At 68.1% G+C, this 12549-nt stretch carries 13 protein-coding genes; 4 read left to right on the top strand and 9 right to left on the bottom strand.

What is annotated here, in order from left to right; translation table 11 throughout:
- Positions 1-109 precede the first annotated feature (109 nt).
- The 3 genes from VF649_RS04025 to VF649_RS04015 all read right to left on the bottom strand — a co-directional run bounded on the left by VF649_RS04025 (position 110) and on the right by VF649_RS04015 (position 2909).
- On the bottom strand, positions 110-1288 hold the full coding sequence (locus tag VF649_RS04025; protein WP_331010670.1) for an acetyl-CoA C-acetyltransferase: 1179 nt from the start codon (positions 1286-1288) through the stop codon (positions 110-112).
- Positions 1289-1354: 66 nt separating this feature from the next.
- Positions 1355-2107 (bottom strand): SDR family oxidoreductase, encoded by a 753-nt coding sequence (locus VF649_RS04020; protein WP_331010669.1) that lies wholly within the window; start codon positions 2105-2107, stop codon positions 1355-1357.
- A 34-nt stretch (positions 2108-2141) separates the two neighbouring features.
- Entirely contained in the window at positions 2142-2909 is a 768-nt protein-coding gene (locus VF649_RS04015) for an SDR family oxidoreductase (protein WP_331010668.1), read from the bottom strand.
- A gap of 117 nt (positions 2910-3026) precedes the next feature.
- Here VF649_RS04015 and VF649_RS04010 point away from each other — a divergent pair, with 117 nt between their 5' ends.
- Positions 3027-4226 (top strand): acyl-CoA dehydrogenase family protein, encoded by a 1200-nt coding sequence (locus tag VF649_RS04010; protein WP_331010667.1) that lies wholly within the window; start codon positions 3027-3029, stop codon positions 4224-4226.
- A gap of 21 nt (positions 4227-4247) precedes the next feature.
- On the opposite strand, the gene VF649_RS04005 is transcribed toward VF649_RS04010, so the two are convergent.
- A complete protein-coding gene (locus VF649_RS04005; protein ID WP_331010666.1) occupies positions 4248-5456 on the bottom strand; it encodes an acyl-CoA dehydrogenase family protein in 1209 nt (402 codons plus the stop codon).
- Positions 5457-5641: 185 nt separating this feature from the next.
- Here VF649_RS04005 and VF649_RS04000 point away from each other — a divergent pair, with 185 nt between their 5' ends.
- The 3 genes from VF649_RS04000 (at position 5642) to VF649_RS03990 (ending at position 7622) form a co-directional block, all read left to right on the top strand.
- A complete protein-coding gene (locus VF649_RS04000; protein WP_331010665.1) occupies positions 5642-6772 on the top strand; it encodes an acyl-CoA dehydrogenase in 1131 nt (376 codons plus the stop codon).
- Positions 6769-7137 carry a Rieske (2Fe-2S) protein gene (locus tag VF649_RS03995; RefSeq protein WP_331010664.1) on the top strand — a complete coding sequence of 123 codons (369 nt, stop codon included), beginning with the start codon at positions 6769-6771 and terminating at the stop codon, positions 7135-7137. The genes VF649_RS04000 and VF649_RS03995 overlap by 4 nt, the downstream gene beginning before the upstream one ends.
- A 74-nt stretch (positions 7138-7211) precedes the next feature.
- The gene (locus VF649_RS03990; RefSeq protein ID WP_331010663.1) at positions 7212-7622 is read left to right on the top strand and encodes a nuclear transport factor 2 family protein; all 411 of its coding nucleotides are present in this window, start codon (positions 7212-7214) and stop codon (positions 7620-7622) included.
- Between the two features lie 3 nt (positions 7623-7625).
- On the opposite strand, the gene VF649_RS03985 is transcribed toward VF649_RS03990, so the two are convergent.
- From VF649_RS03985 to VF649_RS03965, 5 genes are all read right to left on the bottom strand, one after another.
- Positions 7626-8633 carry an NADP-dependent oxidoreductase gene (locus VF649_RS03985; protein WP_331010662.1) on the bottom strand — a complete coding sequence of 336 codons (1008 nt, stop codon included), beginning with the start codon at positions 8631-8633 and terminating at the stop codon, positions 7626-7628.
- On the bottom strand, positions 8630-10051 hold the full coding sequence (locus VF649_RS03980; RefSeq protein ID WP_331010661.1) for a 2-oxo acid dehydrogenase subunit E2: 1422 nt from the start codon (positions 10049-10051) through the stop codon (positions 8630-8632). The genes VF649_RS03985 and VF649_RS03980 overlap by 4 nt, the downstream gene beginning before the upstream one ends.
- The gene (locus tag VF649_RS03975) at positions 10051-11061 is read right to left on the bottom strand and encodes a pyruvate dehydrogenase complex E1 component subunit beta (RefSeq protein ID WP_331010660.1); all 1011 of its coding nucleotides are present in this window, start codon (positions 11059-11061) and stop codon (positions 10051-10053) included. The genes VF649_RS03980 and VF649_RS03975 overlap by 1 nt, the downstream gene beginning before the upstream one ends.
- A gap of 16 nt (positions 11062-11077) precedes the next feature.
- The gene (locus tag VF649_RS03970; protein WP_331010659.1) at positions 11078-12049 is read right to left on the bottom strand and encodes a thiamine pyrophosphate-dependent dehydrogenase E1 component subunit alpha; all 972 of its coding nucleotides are present in this window, start codon (positions 12047-12049) and stop codon (positions 11078-11080) included.
- Positions 12050-12059: 10 nt separating this feature from the next.
- Positions 12060-12549: thiolase C-terminal domain-containing protein (locus VF649_RS03965; RefSeq protein ID WP_414713635.1), on the bottom strand; the 490-nt coding region annotated here is incomplete at its 5' end.

Genomic DNA, 12549 nt, shown 5'->3' with positions numbered 1-12549 from the left:
TCAATAAACCGGGATCATGGCCGGCGATGCTGTCACATCCGGTCATCGACGTTCCGCCCGATCGCCCGCGGTCCTGTCCACCGCGATGCCGGTCGTCAGAGAACGACCGTCACAGCGCCTCTACGATGGTCGCATTGGCGATGCCGCCGCCCTCGCACATCGTCTGCAGCCCCCAGCGCAGCCCGCGGGCCCGCAGCGCGTGGACCAGCGTCGCCATCAGCCGGGTACCGCTGGCCCCCAGCGGATGCCCCAGCGCGATCGCGCCACCGTTGACGTTCAGTCGCGCCGGATCGGCACCGATGTCCTTCAGCCAGGCGAGCGGTACCGACGCGAACGCCTCATTGACCTCGAACAGGTCGATCTGGTCGAGCGACAGACCACCGCGCTCCAGCACCCTGACCGTTGCGGGCATGGGTTCGGCCAGCATCACGACGGGATCGCCGGCCGTGACAGCCAGCGCGTGAATGCGTGCGATCGGCGTCAGTCCGTGGCGGCGCAGCGCGGCTTCGTTGACGACCAGGACCGCCGACGCGCCATCGGTGATCTGACTGGCATTGGCCGCGGTGATCGTGCCGCCCGCCACGATCGGCTGCACCGCGCCAATCCCCTCGATCGTCGCATCCGCGCGCACGCCTTCGTCGCGCGCATGGCGGATCGTCTCACCATCCGGCGTGCGGACCGTGACGGGCACGATTTCCGCATCGAACGCGCCGGCGGCGATTGCGGCGGCGGCCTTGCGGTGACTGTCGAGCGCGAAGGCATCCATCGTCGCGCGGTCGAAACCCCAGCGATCAGCGATCATCTGCGCGCCCGTAAACTGGCTGAATTCGGCTACGTCATACCGATCGCGGATCCGCTGGCTCAACGGCCCCAGGCCAAGCCCCGCCTGTGCCGCCAGCCGAAATGGCGACCCCATCGGTACGCGCGTCATATGTTCGACACCGCCGGCGATCACCATGTCCTGGGTTCCGGACATCACCGCCTGCGCCGCGAAATGCAGCGCCTGCTGCGATGATCCGCATTGCCGATCGATCGTCACGGCCGGCACGGTCTGCGGCAGGGCGGAGGCGAGCACGACATGACGGGCCAGATGATTGGACTGTTCGCCGATCTGGCTGACGCATCCGAAGATCAGGTCGTCGACCGCCGCCGGATCGATCCCGGTCCTGGACAGCAGCGCATCGACGGGTACCGCGCCCAGATCGGCGGGATGGACGTCGGCCAGCCGGCCCTTGCGGCGCCCTCCCGCGGTCCGCACGGCGTCGATGATATAGGCGGCGTCAGGCATGGCGGGCGGCTTTCGATGGCTGTGTTGCGGGGATGATGAGGCGTTCGGGACCGGGCGCCGGGCCCATCAAAGCGTCAGCCCGCCATCGATCACGAATTCCGCACCGGTCGCGAACCGGGCCTCGTCACTGACCAGATAGGCGACGATCGCCGCAACGTCTTCCGGACGCCCCAGTTCGCCGATCGGATGGCGATCGACAAAGCTGCGGTACAGCGCCTCGGGATCGGCGACCTGTGCCATGACCTTGTCGATCATCTCGGTATGGATCGCGCCGGGGTGGACCGAGTTGCACCGTATGCCGTATTTCTCGCGCGCGCAGTGCAGCGCGACCGACTTGGTCAACAGCGTGACCCCAGCCTTCGCGGCGTTGTAGGCGGCCAGATCGGCATCCGCCTTCAGCCCCGATGCCGACGACATGTTGACGATCGACCCACCCCGGCCCTTCATCGCCGTGATCCCGGCACGGCACCCGAGGAAGACGCCGCACAGATCGATATCGAGTTCGTGCCGGAACTGGGCGTAGCTCAGCGCCTCGATCGATCCCATCGTCGTTATGCCGGCATTGTTGACCAGCGCGTCCAGCGTCAGGCCGTCCGCCACGATCGTGGCAGTCACCGCCTGCCACTGCGTCTCGTCCCGCACGTCGAGCGGCAGGAACCGGGTCCGCGCCAGATCGGCCACCGCCGCCTGCCCCTTGGCGACGTCGATGTCCGTCGCGATGACGGTCGCACCTTCGTCCACCAGCCGCCGCACGATCGCCAGCCCCAGCCCCGCCGCAGCCCCGGTCACCATCGCGACCTTGCCGGTCAGTCTCTGCATCATTCCTGCTCCCGATCCTGCACCGTCCCGCTCCTCACATCGTCGGATGCGCGGCCGTCAACCCGCCATCGGCGACAAACGCCGCGCCGGTGCTGTAGCTGCTGTCGTCGGATGCCAGGAACACGGCAAGCGCGGCCTGCTCGTCCGGATCCGCCATCCGCCCGATCGGGGCCATGCGGTCGAACGCTGCCTTCATCTCCGGGCGCGCCGCGATATGGTCGCGCAGGATGGCCGTCAGCGTCGCGCCGGGATGCAGCGTATTGACGCGGATCGGCAGGCCCTGCAGCGCGCACCACGTCGCCACCGATTTGGTCAGGCCTACGACCGCGGCCTTGGATGCGGTATAGACCACGTCATTGGCCAGCCCCAGGAACGACGTGGTGGAGGCAATGTTGATGATCGAGGCGCTCGATCCGGCGTCCCGGTCGCACATCAGCGCGATCGCCGCGCGGCATCCCAGCATCGCGCCGGTGACATTCACCGCCATCACCCGGTTCCACATGGCGAGGGTCATGGCGTCGATCGCCAGGTTGGAGACGATGCCGGCATTGTTGACCAGCACGTCGAGCCGGCCATGATCCGACGCGATCCGCGCCATCGCCGCCTGCCAATCCTCCTCCCGCGTCACGTCGAGCCGCAACAGCCCGCCACCGTCGGCCAGATCGGCGGCATGGACGATGGCGCCTTCGGCCGCAAAGCGCCGGGCGATCGCCGCCCCGATGCCCGATGCGGCACCCGTCACCAGCGCCACCTTGCCCGCCAACCGCATCCGCCGTTTCTCCTCTGCGGACAACAAAGCCACAGAACATCCGGGTCTTCGCCTGCCATAAGCGACAGGTGCGCGGTCTGTCAGTAAGGCGAGGCGACCGGCAGGTGCGGCTTCGCTATGGTGCGAAGACCAGCGACAGGGGGAACAGGCGTGCACAGCGAAGGACACACGGCGGACGTGGCGGGCGCCGGCGTCGAACGGACCGCCGCGATCGCGGCCAGGGTCGAGGCTTTCGTCCGCGATGTGGTGATCGCGTACGAGCGCGATGATCGTCGCACCCCGCATGGACCCAGTGATGCCCTGGTGTCCGAACTGCGCGACAAGGCCCGCGCCGCCGGTGTGCTGACCCCGCATGTCCTGCCCGACGGCCGCCATCTGTCGCAACGAGAGACGGCATCCGTGCTGCGCCGGTCGGGGCTGTCGCTGCTCGGTCCGGTCGCCTGCAACACGGCCGCGCCCGACGAGGGTAACATGTACCTGCTTGGTCGCGTCGGCACTGCCGACCAACGCCGGCGCTTTCTCGCGCCGCTGATCGCCGGGCAGGCGCGGTCCGCCTTCTTCATGACCGAACCCGCAGCCGACGGGGGCGCCGGATCGGACCCTTCGATGATGCAGACCCGCTGCCGGCTGGACGGCAACCATTGGGTGATCGATGGCCGCAAGGCGTTCATCACGGGGGCGGAAGGGGCTGCGGTCGGCATCGTGATGGCGAAATCGGACGATGGCGCATGCATGTTTCTGGTCGACCTGCCCGACCCTGCCATTCGCATCGAACGCGTGTTCGATACGATCGACTCTTCGATGCCCGGTGGTCACGCGGTGGTCGCAATCGACGGCCTGCGCGTGCCCGCCGATCAGATGCTCGGCCGGTCGGGCGAAGGGTTCCAATATGCCCAGCTCCGGTTGGCGCCCGCGCGGCTGTCGCATTGCATGCGCTGGCTGGGCGGCGCGATCCGCGCGCAGGAAATCGCAACCGACTATGCGTGCCGGCGGATGGCGTTCGGCAAACCGCTGATCGACCATGAAGGCGTCGGCTTCATGCTGGCCGACAATCTGATCGACCTGCGCCAGTCCGAACTGATGATCGACTGGTGCGCCGATGTCCTCGATGGTGGATCGCTGGGCACGGCCGAAAGCTCGATGACCAAGGTCGCCGTGTCCGAAGCACTCATGCGGGTGGCGGATCGCTGCGTCCAGGTGATGGGCGGCACCGGCGTGACCGGCGACACGATGGTCGAACAGCTGTTCCGCGAAATCCGCGCCTTCCGCATCTATGACGGCCCCAGCGAGGTCCATCGCTGGAGCCTGGCCAAGAAGATCAAGCGCGACTGGAAGGCGGCGCAGGGCTGATCGGCAGCGCCGCCGACGTGCTTAAAGGCCCAGGACGGTCTTGGCGATGATGGTACGCTGGATCTCGTTGCTGCCACCGAAGATCGTCCAGGCCCGACTGTTGAGATAGGCGGGGGCCGCGACCTGCGCGGCCTTGCTCTCGATCGGCTCGGCACTGCTGTTGCCGTAAAGCGGGCGCCGCGTTTCCAGTTGCAGCCCGGCATAGCCGTGTAGCCGCACCGCGAGTGCATCGACCTCCTGTCGCAGCGACGACGCCACCATCTTGACCATCGATGTCTGCGGCCCCGGTTTGCGGCCATGCGCGATCTCCGCCAGGATCCGGAGTTCGGTGACCTCCAGCGCCTGCGCCTCCAGTTCCACCCGCGCCAGCGCATCGGCGAAGTCGCTGTCTTCCATCATCACCCCGCCCGTGCCCGATGGTTGATGCTCGCCCGCGGCGCGCAGGCGCTGGAGCGCGGCGATCAGGGCGGGGGCGAGACAGGATCCTCCGCGTTCATTCTCCAGCAGGAACTTGGCGATCGTCCATCCCTGCCCTTCCTGCCCCACCAGATCCGACACGGGCGCCACGACGTCGTCCAGAAAGACCTCGTTCACCTCATGATCGCCGGCCAGGCCGATGATCGGGCGTACCGTGACGCCCGGCTGCCGCATGTCGATCAGGATGAAGCTGATCCCGGCCTGCGCCTTCACGGTCGAATCGGTGCGAACCAGGCAGAACATGTGGTCGGCGAAATGCGCGTGCGTCGTCCAGATCTTGCTCCCGTTGATGCGGTAGCGGTCCCCGTCGCGCACCGCGGTCGTCTTCAGGCTGGCGAGGTCGGATCCCGATCCCGGTTCCGAAAAGCCCTGGCACCAATAATCCTCCCCCGACAGGATGCGGGGCAGATACCGGGATTGCTGCGCGGGCGTACCGAATGCGTGCAGCACCGGCCCCAGCAGCTTGAGGCCGAGCACGGGCAGACCGGGCGCGTCGGCCAGCGCGCATTCCCGTTCGAAGATATAGCGCTGCGTCGGCGTCCAGCCGGTGCCGCCATGCTGCAGCGGCCAGTGATAGCCGAGCCATCCCTTCGCGTGCAGGATGCGCTGCCATTCCCGGCCGATGTCCGGTTCGGCGAACACCGTCGGCGTCGCCGCCGCGCCGTCCCGCAGATGCTGCGGCAGATGCTCCGCGAGAAAGGCGCGCACCTCCTCCCGAAAGCCGAGTTCGTCCTGATCGAGTTCCAGATTCATGCGCCATGCCGTATCACCACCCGCGATCATTTCTCGCTGCGAAAAGCGCTAGGGTAGCCATGCGGCGCAGGACCTATCCCTAATCCGAGTAGCAGGAACACCCGCCTCGTCCTGATATCCGAAGCCGGGCCGCGCCTGCTTACGACGCGTCGGCAGCGACCGGACGCCAGCGATGCGGGGGATGCGTGGACTTCGATCTCGACGACGAACAGCAGATGATGCGCGACCTGGTGGTCCGGCTGATGACCGGGCGCCAGGATGCCGCGATCCGCAACCGCGACCGCGCGGCGCCGGAAGGATTCTCCGCCGCCCATTGGCGGGCGATGGCGGAACTGGGGCTGCTGGCATTGCCGTTCGGGCAGGATGTCGGGGGGATGGGCGCAGGCCCGGCCGCACTGATCACCGTGATGGAAGAACTGGGCCGCGGCCTGTGCAGCGAACCCTATCTTTCCGATCTCATCCTGGCCGGTCGGCTGCTGGAACGTGCCGGCACCGCGGCGCAGCGCGATGCCTGGTTTCCCGGGATCGTGGCCGGCGAAAAACGGCTGGTGCTGGCCCATGTCGAACCGGCGGCCCGGTTCAACCCGTTGACCGTGCGATGTCGGGCGGCGCACCACGGCGCGGATGTGGAACTTGATGGCGTCAAGACCTTCGTCATCGCCGGTGTCGGCGCCGACGGGTTCATCGTCTCCACCCGCGATGACGGCGCGGGCGACGACGATGCCGACGGCATCTCGCTCTGGCTCGTGCCGGCCGACGCGCCCGGTATCGATCTGCGCAGCTACCGCCTGGTCGACGGCGGCGTCGCGTGCGAACTGCACCTGCGCGGGGTGACACGGGCGGAACGGCTGGACGGCGGTGCGGACGCGCTGCTGGCGACGTTCGACGAAGCGCGTGTGGCCGCCTGTGCGGAGCTGGTCGGGATCATGGCGATGATGTTCGATGCCACGCTGGATCATATCCGGACCCGAAAACAATTTGGTCAGCCGATCGGAAGTTTCCAGGCGATCCAGCATCGCATGGCCGACTGCTACGTCGCGCTCGAACAATCGCGGTCGCATCTGTTCCGCGCGGCCCTGACCGTCGGCGCAGACCACCCCGCCGCGATCGCGGCAGCCAAGAGCTTCGTCGCCGCCGCCGCGATGAAGCTCGGCGAGGAGTGCATCCAGTTCCATGGCGGGATGGGGACCAGCGACGAACTGGCGCTTGGCCACGGCCACAAGCGGATCATGCTGCTGGCGATGCTGCTGGGCGACAGCGCCAGCGAACGGCGACGCTATCTCGATCTGACCCGCGCGGAGCAGGGCCACGCATGACGGACATGGGGGAGCGCCGCTATCACCGGGCGGCCCGCGCGGACGGCCTCGTCGACGGCACCGGGGTCGGCCTGATCGTGCAGGGCTGGCCCGTCCTGCTCGCCCTGGTGGATGGACAGATCCGTGCGACGATCGATCGCTGCCCGCACGCCGCGTCCGATCTTGGCAGCGGACGCATCCGCCGCGGGGCGATCCTGTGCCCGCTGCACGGGGCGCGCTTCGATCTGGCTACGGGCAAATGCATCGGCGGCAGCTATGCACCGCTGCTCCTGTTCGATACGCGCGTGGTCGGCGGCTGGGTCGAGGTGGCGGTACCGGATGCGGCGCCTGGTTTCGAGCATCTTCCGGTCCGCGCCCGCAACTGACGGCTCGCTCTTTGCACAGGTGGCCCTGCCCCGCGACGCGGATACGTCTGCTGAAGGCTGATGGGAGGTGACGGATGGCATTCGAAGGACCGATCGAGGATCGACTGGCGATCCGGGAATTGCTGGATGCCTATGCGGACGCGGTCTGCCGCAACGATCCCGACGATTGGGGGGCGACATGGGCGGACGACGCGGTCTGGTCTCTGCCCGATTATCCCGAGATCGGCGAGGTTCACGGTCGCGCCGCAATCGTGGAGATGTGGAACGGGGCGATGGCGCACTATCCCGGCATCATCTTCACCACCACGCCGGGCGCCATCCTGGTCGATGGCGACCGTGCCATCGTCCGCTCCTGGACGTCGGAGGTCTATGATCGCGACGGCATCACGAAGCGCGACCGGGGCCGCTATGACGATGTCTGCGTCAAGCAGAACGACCGCTGGGCGTTCGCGAGCCGCACGTTCACGAACATCCATCGCGCCTGACGTTTAGAGGCGCACCAGCGTCTTGCCGATCGTGCGCCGCGCCATCAGGTCGATGAAGGCCTGCGGCGCGGCGCCGATCCCGTGATAGATCGTTTCCAGGGATCGGAGCGCGCCGGCGGACGCCCAGGCGTCCAGGTCGCGCTGCGCCTCGGCCAGGCGATCGCCATGGTCGTAGGTCAGGAACCCGCGCAGCGTCAGCCGCCGCACCACCAGCTGCCACAGGGTACGGACGCCATAAGGGTGGTCCTGATCATTATAGTCGCCGATCATCCCGCAGACCGCCACACGTCCCTGATCGCGCATCAGCGGCAGGATCGTTTCCAGCGTGGCCCCGCCGACATTGTCGAAATAGACGTCCACGCCCCCCGGCGCCGCGGCGGCGATCGCGGCCGCCAAATCGGATTCGGCGCGATAGTCGATCGCGGTTTCCACCCCCAGATCGCGGATCGCCGCGCACTTCGCCGCCGATCCGGCCAACCCGATCACCCGGCAGCCGCGCAGCCGCGCGATCTGGCATGCGACGCTGCCGACCGCGCCGGCGGCGGCACTGACCAGCACCGTCTCCCCGGGCCGGACGGCGGCGATGACATGCAGGCCGACCCAGGCGGTCAGCCCGGCGGGGCCAAGCGCACCCATCCGGGTTTCGATCGCGATGTCGGGATCGGTCTCGACGACCTCCAGCCCCAGTGCGTCGGCGGACAGCACGACCCGGTCCGCCCAGCCGGCCAGCGCGCGGACATGTTGGCCGATGACCAGCGCCGGATTGCGCGACGCCAGCACCTCACCCAGCATCATGCCACGGACGGTTTCGCCGATCGCGACCGGCGGCAGGTAGCTCGGCCGGTCGTCCAGAAAACCGCGGATGGCGGGATCGATCGAAAGCGTCCGGACGGCAACCAGCACCTCGCCATCCGCGATCGGGGGCAGTTCGGCGGCCTCCTCCCGGAAATCGTCCGCCACCGGCATTCCCACCGGCCGCCGCGCCAGGACGATGCGCGACACCGCCGTCATGGCCGGGCGAACAGCAGGTCGGGCGTCTCGATCCGCCTTTTCAGCGCGGCCAGGAACCGCGCGCCCGCGGCCCCGTCGATCGCGCGGTGATTGCAGGACAGCGTAACGCCGATCCGGCTTTCGAACGCGCCGGAGCCATCGGCCTGCTCGCCCCAGACCCGCCGCATGCCGCCGACCGCCAGGATCGCCCCCTGCGGCGGATTGATGATCGCATCGAACCCGTCGATCCCGAACATGCCGAGATTCGACACGGTGAAGCTGCCGGCGCTCATGTCCTCGTGCGAAAGGCGTCCGGCATTCGCCCTGGCGAGCAAACCGCGCGTGACCTCGGCGATGGCGTGCACCGACAGCGTTTCGGCTGCGCGGATCACCGGGGTCACCAGCCCGCGGTCCGCCGCGATCGCGATCGCCACGTCGGCGGTGCGGAAACGGTGGATGGCATCGCCATGCACCTGGACGTTGCAGTCGGGCACCTCGATCAGCGCCAGCGCGACGGCGCGCACCAGGCAATCGTTGATCGACGCCTTCTCTCCCGCGACAAGGGTGGCGACCCGCCGCATTGCGACAAGCGCGTCCACAGTCGCTTCGGCGCGAAGGTAGAAGTGGGGGATGGCCTGCTTTGCCTCGGTCAGGCGCCGCGCCACGATGCGACGGATCTTGTCCATCGGAACGATGTCCGGCCCGGCGCCGGTCGACGACGCCGGCGCCAGCCGGGACAGCACGTCCGCCTTGCAGATCCGGCCGCGCGGACCGGTCCCGCGCAGCGTGCCCAGGTCGACGCCGTGCTGCGCGGCCAGCCGCTTGGCCAGGGGCGATGCATAATGGGTATCCGGAACAACCACGATTTCTACCGGGCCGCCTGCCGGGATGGGCGCCGCGGGCCGCGACGCCTGATCGACATCCTGATGCGTGATCCTGCCGCCGCGACCGGTGCCGGCCAGGCCCGCCACGTCGACACCCCGCGCCTCGGCGAGTGCCCGGCCGGCCGGGCTGATCGCGATCCCGTCCGGCACCGACGGCGGCACGACCGCCACCGCGATCGGCGTCGGATCGGCAGCCGCCGCAGGGGCCGCAGGGGCCGCCGCCGGGCTGCTCGCGCCCTGCCCCGCTGCCGTCACGGTGTTCGCCGCGCGAAACGTCAGCAGGAAGGCGTCGACGTCTGCGCCGTCCGCTGCGCCATCGGCGAACACGCCCAGCAAGGCGCCGACCGGCTTGGTCTCACCCGCGGCGGTCACGATCCGCGCCAGCACCCCGTCGCGTTCCGCCTCATATTCGTTGGTGATCTTGTCGGTTTCGATCAGCGCGATCAGATCGCCCTTGGCAAAGGCGGCGCCCTCGGCGACGAGCCATTCGGCCAGCGTCCCCTCCTGCATCTCGATGCCCCATTTGGGCATGGTGAAGGCCCGGAGCGCGGCCATCAGCGATATGCCAGCGTCTTGCGCACCGCCGCCACGATCTTGGCGGGCGATGGCAGATAGGCGCTTTCCAGTTCGCGGGCGAACGGGACGGGCGAATGCGGCGCGGTGACCATCACCGGCGGCGCCTTCAGGCTGGCGAACGCGCGTTCGCAGACCAGGGCCGAAATATCGGTCGCAAGGCTGCATCGCGGCGGGCTTTCGTCGACCACGACCAGCCGGCCGGTCTGTTCGACCGAATCGAGGATCGCCTCCTCGTCCAGCGGGCTGGTGGTGCGCAGGTCCAGCACGTCGCAGCCAATCCCCTCGGCCGCGAGTTCGTCGGCCGCGCTGGCCGCGAAGCTGGTCATCAGCCCGCATGCCACGATCGTTACATGTTCGCCGGCACGGATCAGTTCGGCATGGCCGAAGGGAATGGTATAGTCGCCGTCCGGCACCTCGCCACGGACGGCGTAGAGGGCCTTGTGTTCGAAGAACAACACCGGATCGTCGTCGCGGATCGCCTGGGTCAGCAGCCCCTTGGCATCGGCGGGCGTGGTCGGCAGCACGATCTTGAGCCCGGGCATCGCGGTCATCAGCGCATAGACCGACTGGCTGTGCTGCGCGGCGGCGTTCAGACCCGCGCCATACGCCAGCCTGATGGTGATCGGGCACCGCGACTTGCCCCCGAACATGTACCGGAACTTGGCCACCTGGTTCCAGATCTGGTCCAGGCTGACGCCCACGAAATCGGCGAACATCAGTTCGGCGATCGGGCGCTTGCCGGCCAGCGCGGCGCCGGCCGCCGCGCCGATGATCGCGCTTTCCGAAATCGGCGTGTCGATGACGCGATCGGGGCCGAACTTGGCAAACAGGCCGCCGCTGGTGCTCCAGATCCCGCCGATCGCCTCCGGCCCACCGGCCGTGCCCATGCCGCCGACGATATCCTCGCCCAGCATGATGATGTTCGGATCGCGCTCCATTTCGGCGGCGATCGTCGATACGATCGCGTCGCGGAGCATCATCTGGGTCATGGTCGGTGGCTCCGGATCAATAGGAAATATAGACATCGGCGGTGACGTCGGCCGGGTCCGGCGGGGCGGCCACGCGTGCCTCGGCAACCGCCGCGTCGATCAGCGCCGCGGTTTCGCGCTCGACCATGTCGAGATCGGCACCGTCCAGCAGCCCGGCGTCCGTCACGCGCTTTCGGAACGCCTTCAGACAGTCACGCTCCGCGCGCAGCCGGTCGATCTCGCCCGCCCCGCGATAGCGCTGGGGATCGCCTTCGAAGTGACCGTAATAGCGTTCGGTATCCAGTTCGATCGCCGCCGGCCCGTTACCGCCGCGGACATGGTCCAGCAGTTCGCGCATCGCATCATAGGTCGCGAAGAAGTCGCAACCGTCCGCACGCCAGACCTTCATGCCGAACGCTTCCGCGCGGCTGGCGATGTCGCGTGCCGTGCCGACCGCATAGTCGACGCCGGTATGCTCGGAATAATGGTTGTTCTCGAACACGAAGATACAGGGCGCCTTGGTCACCACCGCCAGGTTCATCGCTTCGAACGTGGTGCCCTGGTTGCAGGCGCCGTCTCCGGAAAAGGCGATTCCGACTCCGCCCTTGCCGTCCAGCTTGGCCGCGATCGCGGCGCCGACCGCCTGGGGCGCGCCGGCCCCGACGATGCCGTTGGCGCCCAGCATGCCGATCGACACGTCGGCGATGTGCATCGATCCCGCCTTGCCCTTGCACAGCCCGTCGGCGCGCCCATAAATCTCCTTCATCATGCCTTTCACATCGCACCCCTTGGCGATGCAGTGGCCGTGGCCGCGATGGGTGGAAACGATATAGTCGTTGCTGTCCAGATGCTCGCACACGCCGACCGCCGCGGCTTCCTGCCCGCCATAAAGATGCGTGAAGCCCGCGATTTCCCCGGTCTGGATCTCGTCGTGCAACCGTTCCTCGAACATGCGGATCGTTACCATCCGGCGATAGGCGCGGATCAGTTCGTCACGGCTCAATTGCATCGCAGCATCCTTATCGGGACAGGATGGTGACGGCCGACACGCCCGGCGCACCATAAACATGGGAATAGGCAAGTTTCGGATCGCCGGGCGCCTGACGCGGCCCCGCGTCTCCGCGCAACTGGACGACATTCTCATACACCTGGCGCAGGCCTGAGGCCCCGATCGGTTCGCCACAGGCGATGCAGCCACCATCGGTGTTGACCGGCAGGGTGCCGCCGATCGCCGTCTTCCCCTCCGCCAGCCACGCCTCCTGGTCGCCGTCGGCGCAAAAGCCGTTTTCGGCCATATGCATCACTTCGGCCCCCGCCTCGGTATCCTGCAGCTGGGCGATCGCGATGTCGGATGGCGCGACGCCCGCCGCCTCATAGGCCGCCTGCGCAGCCAGCCGGGTCGCCGATCCGCCGCGCGCGATATCGATGGACGGTGCGAACACTTCGAACGATCCCGCCGGGCGGGTCCGCATCGTCACCGCGTCCAGCCGGATGAACCGCCGGGTCATC

Origin of the sequence: Sphingomonas sp. (genome assembly GCF_036387535.1) — a bacterium.
Classification (GTDB): domain Bacteria; phylum Pseudomonadota; class Alphaproteobacteria; order Sphingomonadales; family Sphingomonadaceae; genus Sphingomonas_R.
This window is presented reverse-complemented; position numbering and strand designations above follow the sequence as displayed.